This is a genomic window from Neorhizobium vignae, assembly GCF_000732195.1.
In the GTDB taxonomy this organism is placed as follows: Bacteria; Pseudomonadota; Alphaproteobacteria; order Rhizobiales; family Rhizobiaceae; genus Neorhizobium; species Neorhizobium vignae.
Genome location: NZ_JNNU01000006.1, coordinates 305,493 through 323,888 on the forward strand (window position 1 = coordinate 305,493; position 18,396 = coordinate 323,888).

The 18,396-nt window shown below is 61.8% G+C and carries 19 protein-coding genes, 1 tRNA gene and 1 pseudogene; 12 read left to right on the plus strand and 9 right to left on the minus strand.

Features of this window, described 5'->3' with window-relative positions; translation table 11 throughout:
- Nucleotide 1 precedes the first annotated feature (1 nt).
- Nucleotides 2–799, plus strand: coding sequence for an FAD binding domain-containing protein (locus tag GQ59_RS12570; RefSeq protein WP_037081663.1), 798 nt, complete (start codon nucleotides 2–4; stop codon nucleotides 797–799).
- Between the two features lie 225 nt (nucleotides 800–1,024).
- Nucleotides 1,025–2,239 carry a 5-aminolevulinate synthase gene (gene hemA / locus GQ59_RS12575; RefSeq protein WP_037081664.1) on the plus strand — a complete coding sequence of 405 codons (1,215 nt, stop codon included), beginning with the start codon at nucleotides 1,025–1,027 and terminating at the stop codon, nucleotides 2,237–2,239.
- A 34-nt stretch (nucleotides 2,240–2,273) separates the two neighbouring features.
- Here the strand turns inward: hemA and dxr are convergent, their stop codons facing one another.
- Complete coding sequence (gene dxr, locus GQ59_RS12580; RefSeq protein ID WP_037081666.1) at nucleotides 2,274–3,461, minus strand: 1-deoxy-D-xylulose-5-phosphate reductoisomerase; 1,188 nt, start codon at nucleotides 3,459–3,461, stop codon at nucleotides 2,274–2,276.
- Nucleotides 3,462–3,594: 133 nt separating this feature from the next.
- Between dxr and GQ59_RS12585 the strand changes: the two genes are divergently transcribed.
- Nucleotides 3,595–4,824 (plus strand): FAD-dependent oxidoreductase, encoded by a 1,230-nt coding sequence (locus GQ59_RS12585; RefSeq protein WP_244447955.1) that lies wholly within the window; start codon nucleotides 3,595–3,597, stop codon nucleotides 4,822–4,824.
- 42 nt (nucleotides 4,825–4,866) lie between these two features.
- Nucleotides 4,867–5,406, plus strand: coding sequence for a DUF2937 family protein (locus tag GQ59_RS12590; RefSeq protein ID WP_037081671.1), 540 nt, complete (start codon nucleotides 4,867–4,869; stop codon nucleotides 5,404–5,406).
- Nucleotides 5,407–5,413: 7 nt separating this feature from the next.
- Here GQ59_RS12590 and GQ59_RS12595 read toward each other — a convergent pair.
- Both GQ59_RS12595 and GQ59_RS12600 read right to left on the minus strand, forming a co-directional pair.
- A tRNA-Arg gene (locus GQ59_RS12595) sits at nucleotides 5,414–5,490 on the minus strand.
- Between the two features lie 53 nt (nucleotides 5,491–5,543).
- Entirely contained in the window at nucleotides 5,544–6,707 is a 1,164-nt protein-coding gene (locus GQ59_RS12600; protein ID WP_037081673.1) for a M20 aminoacylase family protein, read from the minus strand.
- Between the two features lie 158 nt (nucleotides 6,708–6,865).
- Between GQ59_RS12600 and GQ59_RS12605 the strand changes: the two genes are divergently transcribed.
- Both GQ59_RS12605 and GQ59_RS12610 read left to right on the plus strand, forming a co-directional pair.
- On the plus strand, nucleotides 6,866–7,963 hold the full coding sequence (locus tag GQ59_RS12605) for a D-alanyl-D-alanine carboxypeptidase family protein (RefSeq protein WP_037081674.1): 1,098 nt from the start codon (nucleotides 6,866–6,868) through the stop codon (nucleotides 7,961–7,963).
- A gap of 13 nt (nucleotides 7,964–7,976) precedes the next feature.
- Nucleotides 7,977–9,140 (plus strand): CobW family GTP-binding protein, encoded by a 1,164-nt coding sequence (locus GQ59_RS12610; RefSeq protein ID WP_037081675.1) that lies wholly within the window; start codon nucleotides 7,977–7,979, stop codon nucleotides 9,138–9,140.
- Between the two features lie 6 nt (nucleotides 9,141–9,146).
- On the opposite strand, the gene GQ59_RS12615 is transcribed toward GQ59_RS12610, so the two are convergent.
- The 5 genes from GQ59_RS12615 to GQ59_RS32690 all read right to left on the minus strand — a co-directional run bounded on the left by GQ59_RS12615 (nucleotide 9,147) and on the right by GQ59_RS32690 (nucleotide 13,006).
- On the minus strand, nucleotides 9,147–9,380 hold the full coding sequence (locus tag GQ59_RS12615; RefSeq protein WP_037081676.1) for a sulfurtransferase TusA family protein: 234 nt from the start codon (nucleotides 9,378–9,380) through the stop codon (nucleotides 9,147–9,149).
- Nucleotides 9,377–10,693, minus strand: coding sequence for a L,D-transpeptidase family protein (locus tag GQ59_RS12620; RefSeq protein ID WP_037081850.1), 1,317 nt, complete (start codon nucleotides 10,691–10,693; stop codon nucleotides 9,377–9,379). The genes GQ59_RS12615 and GQ59_RS12620 overlap by 4 nt, the downstream gene beginning before the upstream one ends.
- A gap of 181 nt (nucleotides 10,694–10,874) precedes the next feature.
- The gene (locus tag GQ59_RS12625) at nucleotides 10,875–11,828 is read right to left on the minus strand and encodes an acetyl-CoA carboxylase carboxyltransferase subunit alpha (protein WP_007753759.1); all 954 of its coding nucleotides are present in this window, start codon (nucleotides 11,826–11,828) and stop codon (nucleotides 10,875–10,877) included.
- 63 nt (nucleotides 11,829–11,891) lie between these two features.
- Nucleotides 11,892–12,836 (minus strand): site-specific tyrosine recombinase XerD, encoded by a 945-nt coding sequence (gene xerD / locus GQ59_RS12630; RefSeq protein ID WP_037081677.1) that lies wholly within the window; start codon nucleotides 12,834–12,836, stop codon nucleotides 11,892–11,894.
- An 11-nt stretch (nucleotides 12,837–12,847) separates the two neighbouring features.
- The gene (locus GQ59_RS32690; RefSeq protein ID WP_037081678.1) at nucleotides 12,848–13,006 is read right to left on the minus strand and encodes a hypothetical protein; all 159 of its coding nucleotides are present in this window, start codon (nucleotides 13,004–13,006) and stop codon (nucleotides 12,848–12,850) included.
- 146 nt (nucleotides 13,007–13,152) lie between these two features.
- Here GQ59_RS32690 and GQ59_RS12640 point away from each other — a divergent pair, with 146 nt between their 5' ends.
- The 4 genes and pseudogenes from GQ59_RS12640 (at nucleotide 13,153) to GQ59_RS31065 (ending at nucleotide 16,159) form a co-directional block, all read left to right on the plus strand.
- A complete protein-coding gene (locus tag GQ59_RS12640; protein ID WP_037081852.1) occupies nucleotides 13,153–13,749 on the plus strand; it encodes a shikimate kinase in 597 nt (198 codons plus the stop codon).
- Complete coding sequence (gene aroB, locus GQ59_RS12645) at nucleotides 13,746–14,900, plus strand: 3-dehydroquinate synthase (protein ID WP_174459615.1); 1,155 nt, start codon at nucleotides 13,746–13,748, stop codon at nucleotides 14,898–14,900. Before GQ59_RS12640 ends, aroB begins: the two co-directional genes overlap by 4 nt.
- 11 nt (nucleotides 14,901–14,911) lie before the next feature.
- Nucleotides 14,912–15,784 (plus strand): annotated as a pseudogene (locus GQ59_RS12650) (HlyC/CorC family transporter); the annotation flags it as partial.
- Nucleotides 15,785–15,787: 3 nt separating this feature from the next.
- Nucleotides 15,788–16,159: an HIT family protein gene (locus GQ59_RS31065; RefSeq protein ID WP_084683134.1), complete on the plus strand. Its 372-nt coding sequence runs from the start codon at nucleotides 15,788–15,790 to the stop codon at nucleotides 16,157–16,159.
- Nucleotides 16,160–16,309: 150 nt separating this feature from the next.
- Here the strand turns inward: GQ59_RS31065 and GQ59_RS12655 are convergent, their stop codons facing one another.
- Nucleotides 16,310–16,591 (minus strand): BolA family protein, encoded by a 282-nt coding sequence (locus GQ59_RS12655; RefSeq protein ID WP_007753730.1) that lies wholly within the window; start codon nucleotides 16,589–16,591, stop codon nucleotides 16,310–16,312.
- 103 nt (nucleotides 16,592–16,694) lie between these two features.
- Here GQ59_RS12655 and GQ59_RS12660 point away from each other — a divergent pair, with 103 nt between their 5' ends.
- Complete coding sequence (locus tag GQ59_RS12660) at nucleotides 16,695–17,330, plus strand: J domain-containing protein (protein WP_037081680.1); 636 nt, start codon at nucleotides 16,695–16,697, stop codon at nucleotides 17,328–17,330.
- Between the two features lie 61 nt (nucleotides 17,331–17,391).
- Nucleotides 17,392–18,384, plus strand: coding sequence for a cobaltochelatase subunit CobS (cobS, locus tag GQ59_RS12665; protein ID WP_037081681.1), 993 nt, complete (start codon nucleotides 17,392–17,394; stop codon nucleotides 18,382–18,384).
- The last annotated feature ends 12 nt before the right edge of the window (nucleotides 18,385–18,396 follow it).

The following is an 18,396-nucleotide window of genomic DNA, read 5'->3' on the forward strand; positions in this document are numbered from 1 at the left end:
TATGTACGCTACCAGCTACCATCGTGCATCCTCGGTGGAAGATGCCGTCAGGCTCAAGTCCGCCAATGAGGAGGGCAAATACCTGTCCGGCGGCATGACGCTGATTTCGACCATGAAACAGCGGCTCGCCGCGCCGAGCGACCTGATCGACCTTCGCCATATCCCGACGCTTCGCGGGATTTCGATCGATGGCCGCAAGGTGACGATCGGCGCCGCCACCCCGCATGCGGACGTGGCCGCTTCGCGGGAGCTTGCTGCCATCTGTCCGGCGATCTGCAAGCTTGCCGGCCATATCGGCGATCCGCATGTGCGCCACATGGGCACGATCGGCGGTTCGATCGCCAACAACGATCCGGCGGCGGATTATCCCGCCGGCCTGCTCGGGCTTGGCGCGACCATCGTCACCGACCGTCGCTCGCTCTCGGCCGACGATTTCTTCACTGGTCTTTTCGAGACCGCGCTGGAGGAGGGCGAGATGGTGACGTCCGTCACCTTCGAGGCGCCGGAAAAGGCGGGTTACGCGAAGTTCAACAACCCGGCCTCGCGTTTTGCGATGACCGGCGTGTTCGCGGCGAAAACCGCCGGCGGCATCCGCGTTGCGGTTACCGGCGCCGGCGCATCCGGAGTCTTCCGTCATCCGGGCTTCGAACAGGCGCTGGCGTCCAACTGGTCGGCGGACGCGCTGAGCAATGTGGCGGTCGACGCCTCCAACCTGATGGCGGACATGCACGCGAACGCGGAATACCGCGCCAACCTGGTGAAGGTCATGGCGAAAAGGGCGGTGGCGTCTGCCGGTTGAGGCGAATCGAGAGCAGCGTTAAAAGCCTGGAAGAGCGGGGAGCGCCGCTCTTCTTTTTGCTGCTTGACGTGGATCAATTCTCACATTTTCGAAATCGCTTACCTTTTTATTGGAATAATTCAAAAAAAGCGGGCCTTTTGCCGCAGGTTGGTTCTATTCGCGCGGTGCGGGGTTGACGAAAAGCGCGGCTGAAACCAAAACCGAGGCAGGTTCTGGAGTGTGAGCATGGACTTCGAGGCATTTTTCAAGAGCGAACTGGACGGCCTTCACGGGGAAGGCCGTTACCGTGTGTTCGCCGATCTGGAGAGGCACCGCGGCAATTTTCCCCGCGCCACGCGCCATACTCCCGATGGCCCGAAGGAAGTGACCGTCTGGTGTTCCAACGATTATCTCGGCATGGGCCAGCACCCCGCCGTGATCGAGGCGATGAAGGAAGCCATCGATCACTGTGGCGCGGGTGCGGGAGGCACCCGGAATATTTCTGGCACCACGCACTACCACGTCATGCTCGAGCGTGAACTGGCGGATCTGCACGGCAAGGAAGCCGGGCTGATCTTCAATTCCGGTTATATGTCGAACTGGGCGACGCTCGGCACGCTCGGCCAGAAGATCCCCGGCCTGATCATTTTCTCCGATGCGCTGAACCACGCCTCGATGATCGAAGGCATCCGTTACGCCAAGTGCGAACGGGTGATCTGGAAGCACAACGATCTCAACGATCTCGAAGCCAAGCTGGCGGCCGCCGATCCGAACGCGCCGAAGCTGATCGCCTTCGAAAGCGTCTATTCGATGGACGGCGATATCTCGCCGATCAAGGAAATCTGCGATCTTGCCGACAAGTACGGCGCGATGACCTATCTCGACGAAGTGCATGCGGTCGGCATGTACGGTCCGCGCGGCGGCGGCATTGCCGAACGCGAAGGCCTGATGGACCGCCTGACGGTCATCGAAGGCACGCTCGGCAAGGCTTTTGGCGTGATGGGCGGTTATATCGCCGCCTCTACCGCGCTCTGCGACTTCATCCGGTCCTTCGCTTCGGGCTTCATCTTCACGACGGCGCTGCCGCCGACGCTGGCAGCCGGGGCGATCGCCTCGATCCGGCATCTGAAGGCAAGCCCGTTCGAACGCGTCCGCCATCAGGACCGCGTCAAGAAGCTACGCACGATGCTCGATCAGCAGGGCATTCCGCACATGCACAACCCCAGCCATATCGTGCCGGTCATCGTCGGCGATGCGGCCAAGTGCAAGTGGATCTCGGATATCCTGCTCGACACCTGCAACGTCTATGTGCAGCCGATCAACTATCCGACCGTGCCGCGCAAGACCGAACGCCTGCGCATCACCCCGACGCCGCTGCACAGCGATGCGGATATCGAGCACCTGGTCGGCTCGCTGCACCAGCTCTGGTCGCGCTGCGCGCTTGCGCGGCACGTGGCTTGAACGATCGACAAAGATCCGGATCACGAATGGCCGCTCACGCGGCCATTTCTTTTTGCGCGATGATCTCGCCAGCGCGGCGTCGTGCTTCGGCGTCTGACGCAAACACTTCGTCCATCGTCGTCGCGGCGCCATAGCCCGCCATGTCGTCCATCACCTGCTCGGCGATATCCGCCATGTTGAGGAAGCCGATGCGGCCGGCGCAGAAGGCGTGAAAGGCGATTTCCTCCGCGGCGTTCATCACCGCGCCCTGCACGCCGCCGCGTTCAAGCGCCGTGCGTGCCAGCCGGAGCGCCGGGAAACGGACCTCGTCCGGCGCTTCGAAATCGAGCCTTGCGAGCTTGGCGAAATCCAGGCGTTCGACATCGAGCCTGGTGCGGTTGGGGTAGGTCAGCGCATAACCGATCGCGGTGCGCATGTCCGGACAGCCGAGCTGGGCCAGCACCGAGCCGTCGGCATAACCGACCATGGAATGGATGACCGACTGGGGATGAACTATCACCTCGATCTGGTCCGGGCGCAGATCGAAGAGATGTTTCGCTTCGATCATCTCCAGCGCCTTGTTGAACATCGAGGCGCTGCCGATCGAGATTTTCAGGCCCATCGACCAGTTGGGGTGGGCGCGAGCGATATCCGCGGTGACGCCCGCCATCTGCTCGCGCGTCCAGGTGCGGAAGGGGCCGCCGGAGGCGGTGAGCACGATGCGTTCGACTGCGTGGTGCTGGTCGTCTTCGAGCGACTGGAAGATGGCGCTGTGCTCGCTGTCGACCGGGATCAGCCGTCCGCCGCCTTCCGCGACCGCCCTGACGAACAGTTCGCCGGCGGAGACGAGGCATTCCTTGTTGGCGAGCGCGATATCAGCGCCGCGCTCTGCGGCAGCCAGCGTCGGTGCAAGGCCGGCCGTGCCGACGATTGCCGCCATCACCCAGTCGGACGGGCGCGCGCCCGCCTCGATCAGCGCCTCGCGGCCGGCGGCGACCTCTATACTGGTGCCAGCGAGCGCATCCTTCAGCGCCGCATACTGACGGTCGTCGGCCGTCACGGCCAGTTCGGCACCACATGCCTTTGCCTGGTTTGCCAGCAGGGTAATATTGCTGTTGCCGGTAATTGCCACGACCTCGAAGGTCTCGCGGCCACCAAGCTGGTTCACCACATCCAACGTATTGACGCCGATCGAGCCGGTGGAACCGAGGATGCTGATGCGGCGCTTGCCGGTGTCGGCCATGCTGTCTTCCATTTCCTAAAGCTGCCTTCGGTCTACAAGCGAAAGCCGCGGCTCACAAGAGCGGGCTTGAATTCGGCCCGCCTGCGACCAAGTGCAGCTTGCACAAAGGGTGCTCTTGGCGCGAAGTGGGATGATGAGCGAACACAGTGAAATCCAGACGACTTGCGTAATCGCCGGCGCCGGTCCAGCAGGCCTGATGCTCGGCCTCCTGCTGGCGCGGGCCGGCGTCGATGTCACGGTGGTCGAAAAGCACGCGGATTTCCTGCGCGATTTTCGCGGCGATACGATCCATCCCTCGACGCTGGAGGTGATCCACGAGCTCGGCCTGATCGACGAATTTTTGCAGTTGCAGCACACGCGGGCGCCAAAATTGTCCGCAGAGATGGGCGGGAAGACGATCACGATCGCGGATTTTTCGCGGCTGCCGGTCAGGAACCGCTTCATCGCCTTCATGCCGCAATGGGACTTTTTGAGTTTTCTCGCCGCCAAGGCACGGGGCTATCCGAATTTCCGGCTGATCATGCAGGCGAAGGTGGCGGACGTGCTGGAGGAGCAGGGGGCGATCTCCGGCCTTATCCTGGAGACGCCCGAAGGAGAGCTCACCATCCGCTCGGCGCTCGTCGTCGGTGCCGACGGTCGCAATTCGGTCGTCCGCGAAAAGGCTGGCCTCGATGTGGAGAGTTTCGGCATTCCGAGCGAGGTCGTCTGGATGAAGCTGTCGAAGCAGAAGGACGATCCGAACGAGGTGATGGGTCATGCCGGCCCGCGCCAGGGTTTCGTGCTGATCGACCGCGGCGACTATTGGCAGTGCGGGTATGTGATCCGCCGCACCACATTTGCGGAGATCCGCGAGAAGGGCATCGAGGCCTTCCGGCGGATGGTCGCCGATGTCTCGCCTCTGCCGACCGAGCGGATGCAGGAAATCCGCAGTTTCGAGGATACCAGCCTGCTGACGGTGCGCATCGACCGTCTGAAGCAATGGTGGCGGACCGGGCTGATCTGCATCGGCGACGCGGCGCATGCGATGTCGCCGATCGGCGGCGTGGGGGTCAACCTGGCGATCCAGGATGCGGTGGCGGCCGCCAATATCCTGGCTGCCCCTTTGCGCGAAAACCGTCTCGCCGATGCCGATCTCGCCGCCGTCGAAAAGCGGCGCAGTTTCCCGACCAGGGCGACGCAGAAGCTGCAGTTGATGATGAGGAGCAGTCGGCGAACGGATCAGGTGGACGATCGCAAAAGCAAGGGTCCGCCGGCCTTCATCCGGGGCATCGCCCGCTTTCCGCTGCTCGCCCATCTCGCCGGCCGGCTGATCGGCCTCGGCTTCCGCATGGAGCATGTGCGGGTGAAACAAGGCAACCTTTGACCCTCCCGCGCCGTTGATCGGCAAAACAACCGAGGTTTTGCCATGCTCATGCTCGGAAGAATGCTCACGATGGCGATGGCGCTGCTGGGCGGAATCTTTTTCTCGCAGGCGCCGGAATTCGCGCAGCAATACCGCCAGCGGATCGGCGGGGCGCTCGACGAGTTGAAGATCCTGATCTCGGAATTCGACGCCCAGGCCAATCACAACGGCCTCGACCGCCAGGAGGCGCTCAACATCTATTCCGTCTCGCCGCAGACCTTCCTGCGCAATCAGGGCGAAGCGATGCGGCGCACTTTTTCGCGTTATGAGATGCTTGCCGAGCAGCAGAAAGAGCTGACCCTGGCGCCCCCTTTCACCAAGCCGTTCGTCGTGATGCGCAATCCTGATTCGACGACGTTTGCGAATGCCTGGCGCGATTTCGTGCCCGGCGTGCCGGTGGATTTCGCGGGCCTCACCTGGGCGGCGGGCGGGTTTTTCTGCGGCTGGCTGATTGCAGCCCTGCTGGGCGCTGCCCGTCGCGGCGTCGTTCGCTCGGTAAGGCGGCCGAAACGGATGGACCAGACGCCGACGATTGCCCGATAAACGGAAGTGGTGATCCCAGATGGATTCGAACCATCGGCCTCAGGATTAGGAATCCTGCGCTCTATCCTGCTGAGCTATGGGACCACATGAGGAATTCCATACAAAAGGCGAGGCGTTTAGCCAAGCCTTTTGTCTCGTCATTCCGTCAACCGCTGTTCGGCCAGCCGAACCCAGTAGGAAATGCCGTAGGAAATCGCCTCGTCGTCGAAATCGTAATGCGGGTTGTGGAGGGCGGCCGTATCGCCGTTGCCGATGAAGATGAAGGCGCCGGGGCGGCGTTTCAGCATGAAGGCGAAGTCCTCGCCGGCCATGGTCGGCTCGACATTGGTGTCGACGTTGGAAGCACCCACCACCTCTGCCGCGACGCCGATCGCGTGATCGGTTTCGAGGTCATGGTTGAAGGTGACCGGGCACTGGCGGTAATAATCGATCTCAGACGTGGCGCCATGGGCGCTGACGATGCCCTCGACGATCTGGCGGATGCGGTTTTCGGCAAGATCGCGGGTCTCTTCGCTGAGCGTCCGGACCGTGCCCCACAGCGTCGCCTGGTCGGGAATGATGTTATACGCCGTGCCGGCGTCGAAGCGGGTCACGGAAATGACGATCGAGTGAACCGGGTCGGCGTTGCGGGCGGCGATCGCCTGCAGGCTGCCGACCAGCTGCGAACCGATGAAGATCGGGTCGATGGTCTTGTGCGGCTGGGCGGCATGGCCGCCGCGGCCCTTGATGGTGATGGTGAAGCGGTCGGGCGCCGCCATGATGCCGCCCTTGCGGATGGCAAACTGGCCGAGCGGAATGCCCGGCATGTTGTGCATGCCGTAGACTTCGTCGATGCCGAACCGCTCCATCATGCCGTCCTCGACCATCGCCAGAGCCCCGGCGCCACCCTCCTCGGCGGGCTGGAAGATCAGCGCCACGGTGCCGTTGAAATTGCGGGTTTCCGCGAGGTATTTCGCCGCACCCAGGAGCATGGATGTGTGACCGTCGTGGCCGCAGGCGTGCATCTTGCCGGGGGCTTTCGACGCCCAGGGTTTGCCGGTGATTTCGGTGAGCGGCAGGGCGTCCATATCGGCGCGGAGCCCGATCGTGCGGCCGCCCGGTCCCTTGCCGCGGATGATTCCGACGACGCCGGTACGGCCGATGCCGGGCACGACTTCGTCGACGCCGAATTCCTTCAGCTTCTGTTCCACGAAGGAGGCGGTGTTCTCAACCTCGTAAAGAATCTCGGGATTTTCATGAAGATATCGTCGCCACTCGCTGACTTCGACCTGAAGTTCGGCGGCCCGGTTCAAAATCGGCATACTGTTCCCTGTTGCTGGCTGGTCACGCGGTTATGACAAGTCCTCCCGGCCGGAGTGTGCCTGTCATGATTGACGTAATCAATCTTCTTTGCCATTGGTTGGCCACATAGGCCGCATATGCGCCACACTCGTTAAAGCCGCAACAACGAGGGACACCCTTGCCGACTTCAAGCCTCCGATCCGTGTCCGCAACCCGGCTGATTTCTGCCGTTACGGCCATTGGGCTTTTCGTATCCGCAGGAAGCGCCGCCGCCAATCCCAAGATGGTGATCGACGCCAGGACCGGCAAAGTGATCGCCCATGAGGACGCGTTCCTGAAGTGGTATCCGGCCTCGCTGACCAAGCTGATGACCGCATACGTGACCTTCAAGGCGTTGAAGTCCGGCAGGCTTACGCTCGATACGCCTGTCGTCATGAGCAAGAAGGCGACCGATCAGCCGGCGAGCAAGATGTATTTCAAGCCGGGCTCCAAGCTCACCATGGACAGCGCCTTGAAAATCCTGCTCGTCAAGTCGGCCAACGACGTGGCGGTCGCAGTCGCCGAGACCGTCGGCGGCTCGCTCGACCAGTTCGTGGCGATGATGAACAGTCAGGCCCAGTCGCTCGGCATGACCTCGACGCGCTATATCAATCCCCATGGCCTGCCCGGCAAGGGCCAGTATTCGACGGCGCGCGATCTTGCGCTGCTGACGCTGCGCCTCAAGCAGGATTTTCCGGAATACCAGAGCTATTTTTCGCTCGAGGGCATCGATACCGGCGCCAAGCAATATCCGAACTTCAATACGCTGATCGGCCGTTTCGATGGCGCCGACGGGATGAAGACCGGCTTCATCTGCGCCTCCGGCTTCAATCAGGTCGGTTCGGCGACGCGCGACGGCCGCACGGTGATCTCCGTGGTGCTGGGTTCCGACAGCCTTGCCGGCCGCGCCGACGACACGGCCAACCTTCTGCAGCAGGGACTGACCTCGCCGTGGAACCAGGGCGTGCCGCTGACATCGCTGCAGCCTTATGGAGATATGGCCGAGGTCAACGACGTCAGCGCCACGATCTGCAATCCGCAGGCGGCCAAGGTGCGCAGCGAAACCCGTGACGATGCCGGCCGTACTGTCCAGCATTCGCCCTATATCCACGAGATGGACCGCCCGCCGGTCTACAGCTTCGCCGGCCTTATTCCCGGCAGCGAGCAGATCGCTTCAACCAAGGGCAAGAACGAGATCGCCAACGTGCCGATCCCGCAGCCGCGCCCGACATTCTGAACGGGAACAGGTCATGTCTTCTCCTCGCAGCCGGATTCCGGTCTCCATCCTCACCGGTTTTCTCGGCGCAGGAAAGTCAACCCTGCTGAACCGCATCCTCAAGGATCCGGGCACCAGCGATACGGCCGTGATCATCAACGAGTTCGGCGAGGTCGGGATCGACAATTTCCTGGTCGAAGCGTCGGGCGACGCGTTGCTAGAGATCGCCAATGGCTGCCTCTGCTGCACGGTGCGCGGCGAGCTGGTGGATTCGCTCGCTTCCATCATGGACGGCATCCAGACCGGCCGGCTGAGGCCGATCCGCCGCATCGTCATCGAAACCACGGGCCTTGCAGACCCGGCACCGGTCATGCAGTCGGTGATGGGCAATCCGGTCATCGCGCAAAATTTCGAGCTCGACGGCGTCATCACCGTGGTCGATGCGGTGAACGGCGTCTCCACGCTCGACCGTCACCAGGAGGCCGTGAAGCAGGTGGCGGTGGCCGACCGGCTGATCATCTCCAAGCTGTCGATGGCGGATGCGCCGCAGCTTGCGGCGCTGAAAAGCCGGCTTGCCGCGCTCAATCCGCGGGCGCTGGTCGTCGATGGAGACAGCGAGGAGGCCGGCACGGCTGGCATTCTGGTGAACGGCCTCTACGACCCCGCGACGAAGATCGCCGACGTGGATCGCTGGCTGCATGACGAGCTCGCGAACGATGCCGAAGCGCATCACCACCACGGTCATGGTCATGACCACGATCATCACCATGGCCATGAGCACCACGGGCATGGCCATCACCATCATGACGTAAACCGTCACGGCGACGACATCCGCTCCTTCTCGATCATCCACGACAAGCCGATCGATCCGATGGCGATCGAGATGTTCATCGACCTGCTGCGCTCGGCCCATGGCGAGAAGCTGCTCAGGATGAAGGCGATCGTGGCGCTTTCCGACAACCCGGACCGGCCGCTGGTGCTGCATGGGGTGCAAAGCGTCTTCCATCCGCCGCAGCGGCTGCCGAAATGGCCTGACGGCTCCGACCGGCGCACCCGCATGGTGCTGATCACCCAGGGGCTGGAGGAAGCCTTCGTCACGGATCTTTTCGCGGCGTTTACGGGCCAGCCGCGTGTCGACCGGCCGGATCGCGCGGCGCTGGAAGACAATCCGCTCGCCGTTCCCGGTCTTCGGATGTAGGTCCGCTCAACCCTTGCGGATCAAAAAACGGTGGCCCGTCTCGGTCTTTTCCGAGCGCACCAGTTCGTGGCCTTCCTGATTGCAGAAATGCGGGATGTCGATGCCGGCCAGAGGATCGGTGGTTTCGATCGCAAGTTCCGTGCCGCTCTCCATGGCTTTCAGCCGGCGGCGCGTCTTCAGGACGGGCAGGGGACACTTCAGGCCTCTCAAGTCGTAGAGGCCATCGGTGGTCGGGGTCATTCCTGGCTCCAGAACTTCCAGAACGGCTTCTTCTTTTCTTCGCTGATCGGCGGAGCAGCATAGGCGAGCGGGTTCTGGGCGGGGATCGGAACCGTGGTGGTCGTGCCCTGGGCCGTGGCGACGGTCGGGACCGTACCGGTGCTCTGCGCGACATTGCCTTGCGCGACGGGGGCGGCGGTCGCGGCAGCCGGCAAGCGGTCCTGCTTCATGCGGTCGGCGGCGGTGCCGGGACGAAACGTGACGGGGCCTGCAGAGGCGAGCACGGTGTTGGCCGGCTTGTTCTGGGAGGCCATCCGCTTTTCCATCATGTCGCGGAATTCGGACTGGCTGAGCAGCTTGCCGGCCTCGAGCGAGGTTCCCGTCGGCGCATAGGCGATATCGCGGCCCTTGCGCTTGTCGGCGACCACGGCCTTGCGCTCGGCTTCGGTCGGCTCATACCAGACCTTGCCGTCGAATTTCTCCAAGGCCTTCTCGTAGGCGACCTTATAGGTCTTTTCGTAGGAGGTCAGGGCCGATACGAGCGCGGGAGGCGTCGACATGGGCGGGCAGGCGCTGGCAGGCGCAAATGTGCCGTTGCTATCGACCTGCTGGTTGAAGACATACTTCTTTTCGCAGACGTTGACTTCCGGCGGGCGCTTGGTGACTTCGAAATGATCGAAGCCGGTCTTCAGCATCTTCCAGAAATCATAATTCTGGCTGTCGCGGTGGCGCGCCATGTTGTCCGCCGTCATGCGGAAGGGGAGAGCCTGGAGCTGCACGGAGGTCTGGCCGCCCTTGAAGGCGTCGCGGGCGAAGGCGTAGATTTCCAGAACCTGTTCGTCGGTCATCGAATAACAGCCGGACGACGAGCAGGCGCCGTGGATCATCAGGTTGGAGCCGGTACGGCCGTTTGCGGCATCGTAGCGGTTCGGGAAACCGGTATTGATGGCAAGGTAGTATTTCGAATTCGGGTTCAGGTGCGCCGGCGTCAGGTTGTAGAAACCTTCCGGGGCCTGGCGGTCGCCTTCCTTGATCTTCGGGCCGAGCTTTCCGGACCAGGCGCAGATGTCGTAGCTCTTGATCACCTCGAAGCGGTTGTCGGCCCTGGCCTTCCAGACTTCCAGCTTGCCCTCTTCCTTGAGGATGCGGATCATGATCGGCGAATTGCGCGGCATGTTCTTCTTCTGCATCTCGGCGAGAATGCTCGAAGGCAGCGGCTGCTCGACCTTGTTCTTGACGCTCTTCAGGTCGATGCTAGCGGAATCGAGCGTATCGTTACAGCCTGTCAGGGCCGTTGCGACGAGGAGAGCGAAAGCGATGTGTTTCAGGCGCATCGGTACGGACCACATAGACTTGGAACGACGAACGAATTCGGTACAGGACTTCTATGAATAAAGCGGTAATCTTTACATATTCTTAACCGCTTGCGCAGGCCTGTCCAGCAAAACCGCCCGGCACCCAATGTTATCAGCAATATGGCCAAATTTGGCTATTGGCGTGGCGGAGGCCCGAAGATCAGAGATTGCGGCCGATATCGAGGAATTTCTGCCGGCGTGCAGCCCGCACTTCGTCGCCCGAAAGCCTGCCGAGATCTTCCAGCGCCGAAGCGATGACCTTGCCCGTCGCGGCGATGACGGCCTCGGGTTCGCGATGTGCGCCGCCGACCGGCTCCGGAATGATGTCGTCGATGATGCCGAGGCCCTTCAGGTCTTCGGCGGTGATCTTCATGTTGGTTGCTGCTTCGCGGGCGCGGGTCGAATCGCGCCAGAGGATCGAAGCCGCGCCTTCCGGCGAGATCACCGAATAGATCGAATGCTCGAGCATGTAGACGCGGTTGCCGGTGGCGATCGCGATTGCGCCGCCGGAGCCGCCTTCGCCGATCACGACGGAAACCATCGGAACCTTCAGGCCCAGGCACATTTCCGTCGAGCGGGCGATGGCTTCCGCCTGGCCGCGTTCCTCGGCGCCGACGCCCGGATAGGCGCCTGCCGTATCGATGAGGGTGATGACAGGCAGGTGGAAACGATCGGCCATCTCCATGATCCGGATCGCCTTGCGATAGCCTTCCGGACGCGGACTGCCGAAATTGTGCTTCAGGCGGGTCTTGGTGTCATGGCCCTTTTCCTGGCCGATAACGGCAACGGCCATGCCGTTGAAGCGGGCAAGGCCGGCCTGGATGGCGGCGTCCTCGCCGAAATTGCGGTCGCCGGCGAGCGGCGTGAAATCGGTGAAGAGATGGGCGGAATAATCGAGGAAATGCGGTCGCTGCGGATGGCGCGCGACCTGCGTTTTCTCCCAGGCGCCAAGCTTGGAATAGATTTCCCGGGTTGCTTCCCTGACCCGGGTCTCCAACCTGCCGATTTCCTCGGACGTATCGATGCTTTCGTCCTCGGAGGCGAGCTTTTTGAGCTCGTGAATCTTGCCTTCGAGGTCCGAGATTGGCTTTTCGAAATCGAGATAAGTCTGCATGAGAGCCGGTTTCCGGTTGTTTTATCTCAGGAACACGGAGTTCCCATTTTCTGTTTGGGGCCTCTAATCCCGGTTTTTGGCCTGTTTTGCAAGAGGGTGGTGTGTTTGAACCAGCTCTCGCAGCCTTTCTTCCAGTACATGCGTGTAGATTTGAGTGGTGGAAATGTCGGAATGGCCGAGCAGTTCCTGCACAACTCGAAGGTCTGCCCCATTCTGGAGGAGGTGGCTTGCGAAGGCATGGCGCATCACATGGGGAGAGATTGCGGCGGCTCTAAGTCCGGCGCGCGCCGCCAGACCCTTGAGGTCGCGGGCAAATACCTGCCTCGGCAAATACCCCTCCTTGCCGGCGGATGGGAAGAGCCAGGGACTGTCGCCCGTCTTGGCGAGCGAAGCCTGACGGGCCTGGCCATAGGGTCCGAGAGCCGCGATCGCCGACCTCGATAGCGGCACCAGCCGTTCCTTGTTGCCCTTGCCGCGGATGATCAGGAAACGTCCTTCCTGGTCAAGAACCTTGACCGGCAGCGACACGAGTTCGCTGACACGCATGCCGGTCGCATAGAGAAGTTCGAGCAGCGCCAGCATTCTGAGGCGCGCAAGCTGATCCGGGCCGGGTTCGGCGGCTTCCTTCGCGGCCAGGTCCAGGAGCCGCGTCACATCGTCCTCGCTCATGATCTTCGGCAGCGAGCGGCCTTTTTTCGGTGCGTCGAGGATGGCGGTCGGATCATCGCCGCGCAGTCCCTCGGCATAGAGGAATTTGTAGAACTGGCGCATGGCCGACAGTTTTCTCGCCTGGGACGAGGCAGCAAAACCCTGGGCGCCGAGATGGGCGAGATAGGCGGAGAGATTGGCGCTTTGCGCCGCCAGGGCCGACGTGTTGCCGGCGGCGAGGAAGGACTGCAGATCTTCTAGGTCGCGTTCGTAGGATATGAGCGTATTGCCGGCGGCACCCCGTTCGGCGCTCATCATTTCGAGAAAGGCTTCGATATGGGCTCGGGAAAGGTCGGCCATGTTCCCTGCCGTTATTGTTGCGGCGTTGCCGGGTTCAACCGCTCGGAAGGAATGCGCACGGTCACGTCGCGCTCGCGCGGATCCACCAGCATCACGAGAGCCACCATGCTTCCATAAACGATGCCTGCGATCGCCGCCAGCACGAAGAGGAAACGGAAAAGGGTGGGCATAAAGGACTCCCGGAGTTGCGCCGCAATATATCGATAAAGGTTTACACATCGGCAAGAACAAACAATCCCCCGCATTCTTTGAGGGTTGCGACGGCTTGACGCTGCCGACGCATTTGTCGATACCGTTTTTCGAAACGGACCTGACAATGACAGAAGTCGCAACCCCACTCAGCGAAAAGGCGCGCGCCGTCCTCGGCAAGCGCAACCTGATCTTCGTCGGTTTGATGGGGGCCGGCAAATCGGCGATCGGCCGCCTGGTGGCGCAGACCCTTTCCATTCCCTTCATCGATACCGATGCGGAGATCGAAAAGGTTTCGCGCATGACCATCAGCGAACTCTTCGCCACCTACGGCGAGGTGGAGTTCCGGGCGTTGGAAACCCGTGTCATCGAGCGCCTGCTCAGGGGCGGCCCGCGCGTGGTTTCGACCGGCGGCGGTGCCTTCATCAACGAGAACACCCGCCACCAGATCAAGATCGGCGGCATTTCCGTCTGGCTGAAGGCGGATCTCGACGTTTTGTGGGAACGGGTGAACAAACGCGACCACCGGCCCTTGCTGAAGACCGAGAATCCCAGGCAGACGCTCGAAAATCTGATGATCCAGCGTTATCCGATCTATGCCGAGGCCGATGTGACGGTACTGTCCGAAAATGTCCGCAAGGAGGTGATGGTCAACGAGGTGCTTTCCGCGGTGGCCAATCTGTCCGGCGAAGGTGAATTGCCCAGCGAAGGTGAATTGCAATGAACATGTCTTCCCGGTCCGAGGGCCGATCCGAGGAACGCGCCCCTGAGCGCCTGGTGCATGTGCCGCTCGGCGAACGGGCCTATGACATCCTGATCGGACCCGGCCTGATCACGCGCGCTGGCGGCGAGATCACCTCGCGGCTGAAAGGCCGCAAGGCGGCCATCGTCACCGACGAGCACGTCGCGCCGCTCTACCTCGAAGCGCTGATGGACGGCCTGCAGACGGACGGGATCGAAGCGGTTTCGCTGACGCTGCCGGCCGGTGAAAAGACCAAGAGTTTCGAACACCTGGCGACCGTCTGCGACATGGTGCTGTCGGCCCGTATCGAGCGCAACGACGCCGTGATCGCGCTCGGCGGCGGGGTGATCGGCGACCTAGCCGGTTTTGCGGCCGGCATCGTCCGGCGCGGCGTGCGTTTCGTGCAGATCCCGACCTCGCTTCTGGCGCAGGTCGATTCGTCGGTCGGCGGCAAGACCGGCGTCAACACCCGCCACGGCAAGAACCTGCTCGGCGTCTTCCACCAGCCGGACCTGGTTCTCGCCGACACCGCGGCGCTCGATTCGCTCTCCGAACGCGAATTCCGGGCCGGTTATGCGGAAGTGGCGAAATATGGTCTGATCGACCAGCCGGATTTCTTCGCCTGGCTCGAAAAGAACTGGAAAGCTGTATTTGCCGGCGGTTCGGAGCGGATCGAGGCGATTGCGATCAGCTGCCAGGCGAAATCGGACGTCGTCGTCGAGGACGAGCGCGAGACCGGCCGACGGGCGCTGCTCAATCTCGGCCACACGTTCGGCCATGCGCTGGAAGCGGCGACCGAATATGACAGCAGCCGCCTCGTCCATGGCGAAGGCGTTGCGATCGGCATGGTGCTGGCGCATCAGTTCTCGGCCCGTCTGAACCTTGCAAGCCCGGACGACGCGGCGCGGGTCACGGCCCATCTGAAGGCCGTCGGTCTGCCGACGTCGATGAGCGATATTCCCGGAAAGCTGCCGCCGACGGAGAAGCTGCTGGAGGCGATTGCGCAGGACAAGAAGGTACAGAGCGGCAAGCTCACCTTCATCCTGACCCACGGCATTGGCCAGTCTTTCGTCGCCAACGACGTTCCGTCGTCCGAGGTCCTGAGCTTCCTGGAGGAGAAGCGGCCGAAATGACATCCAAAGCAGGTCTGCTGTCGCGTGCTGTCAACGCGGTGATCCGCGGGCTTCTCCGCGTGTGCGGCGTTTCCCTGTCGGAACAGACACTCGCTCTTTCCAGTCATGACGACCTGCATGCCGCACTCGATCTCATTCATCGCGACGGAAATTTCGACAAGCAGGACCGCGACCGCCTGAGTGGCCTCTTCGAACTCGAGGAACTGGAAGTCTCCGACGTCATGAAGCACCGAACGGTGATGCGGGCGGTGAATGCCGACGATCCGCCGGAAGTGGCGGTCCGCGCCGTGCTCGAAAGCCCCTATACGCGCATGCCGCTGTGGCGCCATTCGACCGAGAACATCATCGGCGTCGTGCACGCCAAGGACCTGCTCCGAGCGCTTGCCGAGCCGAATGTCGAGCCGGAAAACCTCGATATCGTCAAGATCGCGCAAAAACCCTGGTTCGTGCCCGACAGCACCAGCCTCAAGGACCAGCTCAGCGCCTTCCTGCGGCGCAAGGGCCATTTCGCCGTCGTCGTCGACGAATATGGCGAGGTGCAGGGCATAGTCACTCTGGAAGACATCCTGGAAGAGATCGTCGGCGACATTGCCGACGAGCACGATATCGAGATCCAGGGCGTGCGGCAGGAAGCGGACGGGTCGATCGTCGTCGACGGTTCCGTGCCGATCCGCGATCTGAACCGCGCGCTCGACTGGAGCCTGCCGGATGCGGAAGCAACGACGATCGCCGGCCTCGTCATCCACGAATCAAAGCTCATTCCGCAGGAAAGGCAGGCGTTTACGTTCTACGGCAAGCGATTCGTCGTGTTGAAGCGGGAGAAAAACCGCATTACGCGGCTGAGGATACGGTCGGCGGATGATGTGACGCTGCCGGCGGGGTGATACATGCATGATCCGCAATGCCGTTTTTGTCTCGCAAACGCTATGCTGATAGACGAGCCTATTGCCCGGCTGTCGAATTTTTATTTGCTCGGAAGCATTGAGCCCGATCGCCCTGCTCAAAGCTTGGTCGTATCCTTCCGGCACGTTGCCACACCTTTCGAGTTGAATTCAGCCGAATGGAGTGACCTTGGCAATGCTCTCCATGCTGCAAAGTCCTTTCTTGATCCTTTTTGTCCCTCGGGATGGACCATTGGCTGGAATGTCGGTGCAATCGCAGGGCAGGAAGTCTTTCATGCTCATCTGCACGTCATTGCCCGCTTTGCGGCCGAGCCAGCTGTCGGGCGCGGAATTCACGCACTCTTCCGCACCCCGTGATGTACAGTCTCGCAAGCTATGGCCGAGTATGGCATTGTCCAGCTGCTATCATCATAGAGGCATTGAGAAGTTATGATGCCGACGCCGGATGAAAGCGGCCACACCATGGGGACCTTGGCCTCTCACCCCGCCATCCCTATCTAAGTCCTGCTACCAGCGCGTCGGCTCACCCGGTGCAGAGGCTTCCACCGCCAGCGCGTGAAGTCCGGCGTCGAGTTCGGGCTTCAGCAGGGCATTCACCGTCCGATGCCGGTCGAGCCGGCTCATTCCGGAAAACTTTTTCGAAACGATGCGGACCCGCATGTGGGTTTCGCCGGTTCCGGTGATGTCGGGCTGATGGCCGGCGTGCTGATGGCTTTCATCGATGACGACCAGCCGTTCCGGCTCGAGATTATCGGTGAGCGTGATTTCGATCCGGGATTTGACGGACATTTCGGTCTCCGTTGCGACGCAAAAGGGGCATCTCACAAACCAGTAAGAAAGGACTTTGTCAATTCTTGCCGCGCCCTGTTCGTCGCCCCATAATGAGGGCCTTATGAAACTAGATTCCAAATATTTCGACCGCATCCGGACGCGCAAGAACAGGCAGCAGGAAGCTGTGCCTGAAGCGCCCACCTGCCAATGGGACGGGTGCGACAAGCCGGGTGCCCATCGCGCGCCCGTGGGCCGCAACGCGGAAGGCCAGTTCTTTCTGTTCTGTTTCGAGCACGTCCGGGAATACAACAAGGGCTATAATTATTTCTCCGGCCTGTCGGACGGTGAGATCGCCCGGTACCAGAAAGAGGCGATCACCGGCCATCGTCCGACCTGGACCGTCGGCGTCAACAAGGCTGCCAAGGATGCGCCGCTTCATTCCACGGCGCGCTCAGGTGCTGCGGGCGCTACCGGCGCCCAGCAGCGCTTCAGGGATCCGTTCGGCTTCGTGTCGAGTGCGCGGGCTGCCGGCCCCCGTTTCCAGACGCAGGGGCGCAAGCTGAAGACATTGGAAGCCAAAGCCTTCGATACGATGGAGTTGGCGGCCAATGCGTCCGCTGCGGAGATCAAGACTCGCTACAAGGAACTGGTCAAGAAACATCATCCGGATGCGAATGGCGGCGACCGCGGTTCGGAAGAACGTTTTCGTGCCGTCATTCAAGCATATCAGTTGTTGAAGCAGGCGGGTTTCTGCTAAGCCGTAAAAATTATGGCAGTGAGGATGACGGCCGGGCGGCGGCTCGCGCCTTGGAGAGACGATGAGTAAGATTGATCTAGATATTTCCAACCTTCCCGATACCACCGTTTCGGTCAGGGAAGTCTTCGGCATCGACAGCGATATCAGGGTTCCGGCATATAGCAGCGGCGACCCTTACGTTCCGGATCTCGACCCGGACTATCTTTTCGACCGCGACACGACGCTCGCCATTCTCGCAGGCTTTGCGCATAACCGACGCGTCATGGTGTCCGGCTTCCACGGCACCGGCAAGTCCACCCATATCGAGCAGGTCGCAGCCCGCCTCAACTGGCCGTGCGTGCGTATCAACCTCGACAGCCATGTCAGCCGCATCGATCTCGTCGGCAAGGACGCGATCGTGCTGAAGGATGGCAAGCAGGTCACCGAATTCAAGGACGGCATCCTGCCCTGGGCCTACCAGCACAATGTCGCGCTCGTTTTCGACGAATACGATGCCGGTCGCCCGGACGTCATGTTCGTCATCCAGCGCGTGCTCGAATCCTCCGGCCGGCTGACCCTGCTCGACCAGAGCCGCGTCATCCGTCCTCACCCGGCATTCCGCATCTTCGCGACCGCCAATACGATAGGCCTTGGTGACACGACCGGCCTTTATCACGGCACGCAGCAGATCAACCAGGCGCAGATGGACCGGTGGTCGATTGTGACGACGCTGAACTATCTGCCGCACCAGAAGGAAGTCGATATCGTCGCCGCCAAGGTCAAGTCCTTCGGCAGCACGGCCGAGGGCCGTGAAACGGTGTCCAAGATGGTGCGCGTCGCGGATCTCACCCGTTCGGCCTTCATCAACGGCGATCTCTCGACCGTCATGAGCCCGCGTACCGTCATCACCTGGGCGGAAAACGCCGAGATCTTCGGTGATGTCGCGTTCGCCTTCCGCATCACCTTCCTCAACAAGTGCGACGAACTGGAACGCACGCTGGTCGCCGAACAATACCAGCGAGCCTTCGGCGTCGAGCTGAAGGAAAGTGCCGCCAACATCGTTCTCGGAGCGTAAGCGGAGACGAGA

Excerpts from the sequence above, each read along its gene's own strand:
- GQ59_RS12570 (WP_037081663.1), top strand. The coding sequence starts at position 2 with ATGTACGCTACCAGCTACCATCGTGCATCCTCGGTGGAAGATGCCGTC.
- hemA (WP_037081664.1), top strand. The coding sequence starts at position 1,025 with ATGGACTTCGAGGCATTTTTCAAGAGCGAACTGGACGGCCTTCACGGG.
- dxr (WP_037081666.1), bottom strand. The coding sequence starts at position 3,461 with ATGGCCGACACCGGCAAGCGCCGCATCAGCATCCTCGGTTCCACCGGC.
- GQ59_RS12585 (WP_244447955.1), top strand. The coding sequence starts at position 3,595 with ATGAGCGAACACAGTGAAATCCAGACGACTTGCGTAATCGCCGGCGCC.
- GQ59_RS12590 (WP_037081671.1), top strand. The coding sequence starts at position 4,867 with ATGCTCATGCTCGGAAGAATGCTCACGATGGCGATGGCGCTGCTGGGC.
- GQ59_RS12600 (WP_037081673.1), bottom strand. The coding sequence starts at position 6,707 with ATGCCGATTTTGAACCGGGCCGCCGAACTTCAGGTCGAAGTCAGCGAG.
- GQ59_RS12610 (WP_037081675.1), top strand. The coding sequence starts at position 7,977 with ATGTCTTCTCCTCGCAGCCGGATTCCGGTCTCCATCCTCACCGGTTTT.
- GQ59_RS12615 (WP_037081676.1), bottom strand. The coding sequence starts at position 9,380 with ATGACCCCGACCACCGATGGCCTCTACGACTTGAGAGGCCTGAAGTGT.
- GQ59_RS12620 (WP_037081850.1), bottom strand. The coding sequence starts at position 10,693 with ATGCGCCTGAAACACATCGCTTTCGCTCTCCTCGTCGCAACGGCCCTG.
- GQ59_RS12625 (WP_007753759.1), bottom strand. The coding sequence starts at position 11,828 with ATGCAGACTTATCTCGATTTCGAAAAGCCAATCTCGGACCTCGAAGGC.
- xerD (WP_037081677.1), bottom strand. The coding sequence starts at position 12,836 with ATGGCCGACCTTTCCCGAGCCCATATCGAAGCCTTTCTCGAAATGATG.
- GQ59_RS32690 (WP_037081678.1), bottom strand. The coding sequence starts at position 13,006 with ATGCCCACCCTTTTCCGTTTCCTCTTCGTGCTGGCGGCGATCGCAGGC.
- GQ59_RS12640 (WP_037081852.1), top strand. The coding sequence starts at position 13,153 with ATGACAGAAGTCGCAACCCCACTCAGCGAAAAGGCGCGCGCCGTCCTC.
- aroB (WP_174459615.1), top strand. The coding sequence starts at position 13,746 with ATGAACATGTCTTCCCGGTCCGAGGGCCGATCCGAGGAACGCGCCCCT.
- GQ59_RS31065 (WP_084683134.1), top strand. The coding sequence starts at position 15,788 with ATGCATGATCCGCAATGCCGTTTTTGTCTCGCAAACGCTATGCTGATA.
- GQ59_RS12655 (WP_007753730.1), bottom strand. The coding sequence starts at position 16,591 with ATGTCCGTCAAATCCCGGATCGAAATCACGCTCACCGATAATCTCGAG.
- GQ59_RS12660 (WP_037081680.1), top strand. The coding sequence starts at position 16,695 with ATGAAACTAGATTCCAAATATTTCGACCGCATCCGGACGCGCAAGAAC.
- cobS (WP_037081681.1), top strand. The coding sequence starts at position 17,392 with ATGAGTAAGATTGATCTAGATATTTCCAACCTTCCCGATACCACCGTT.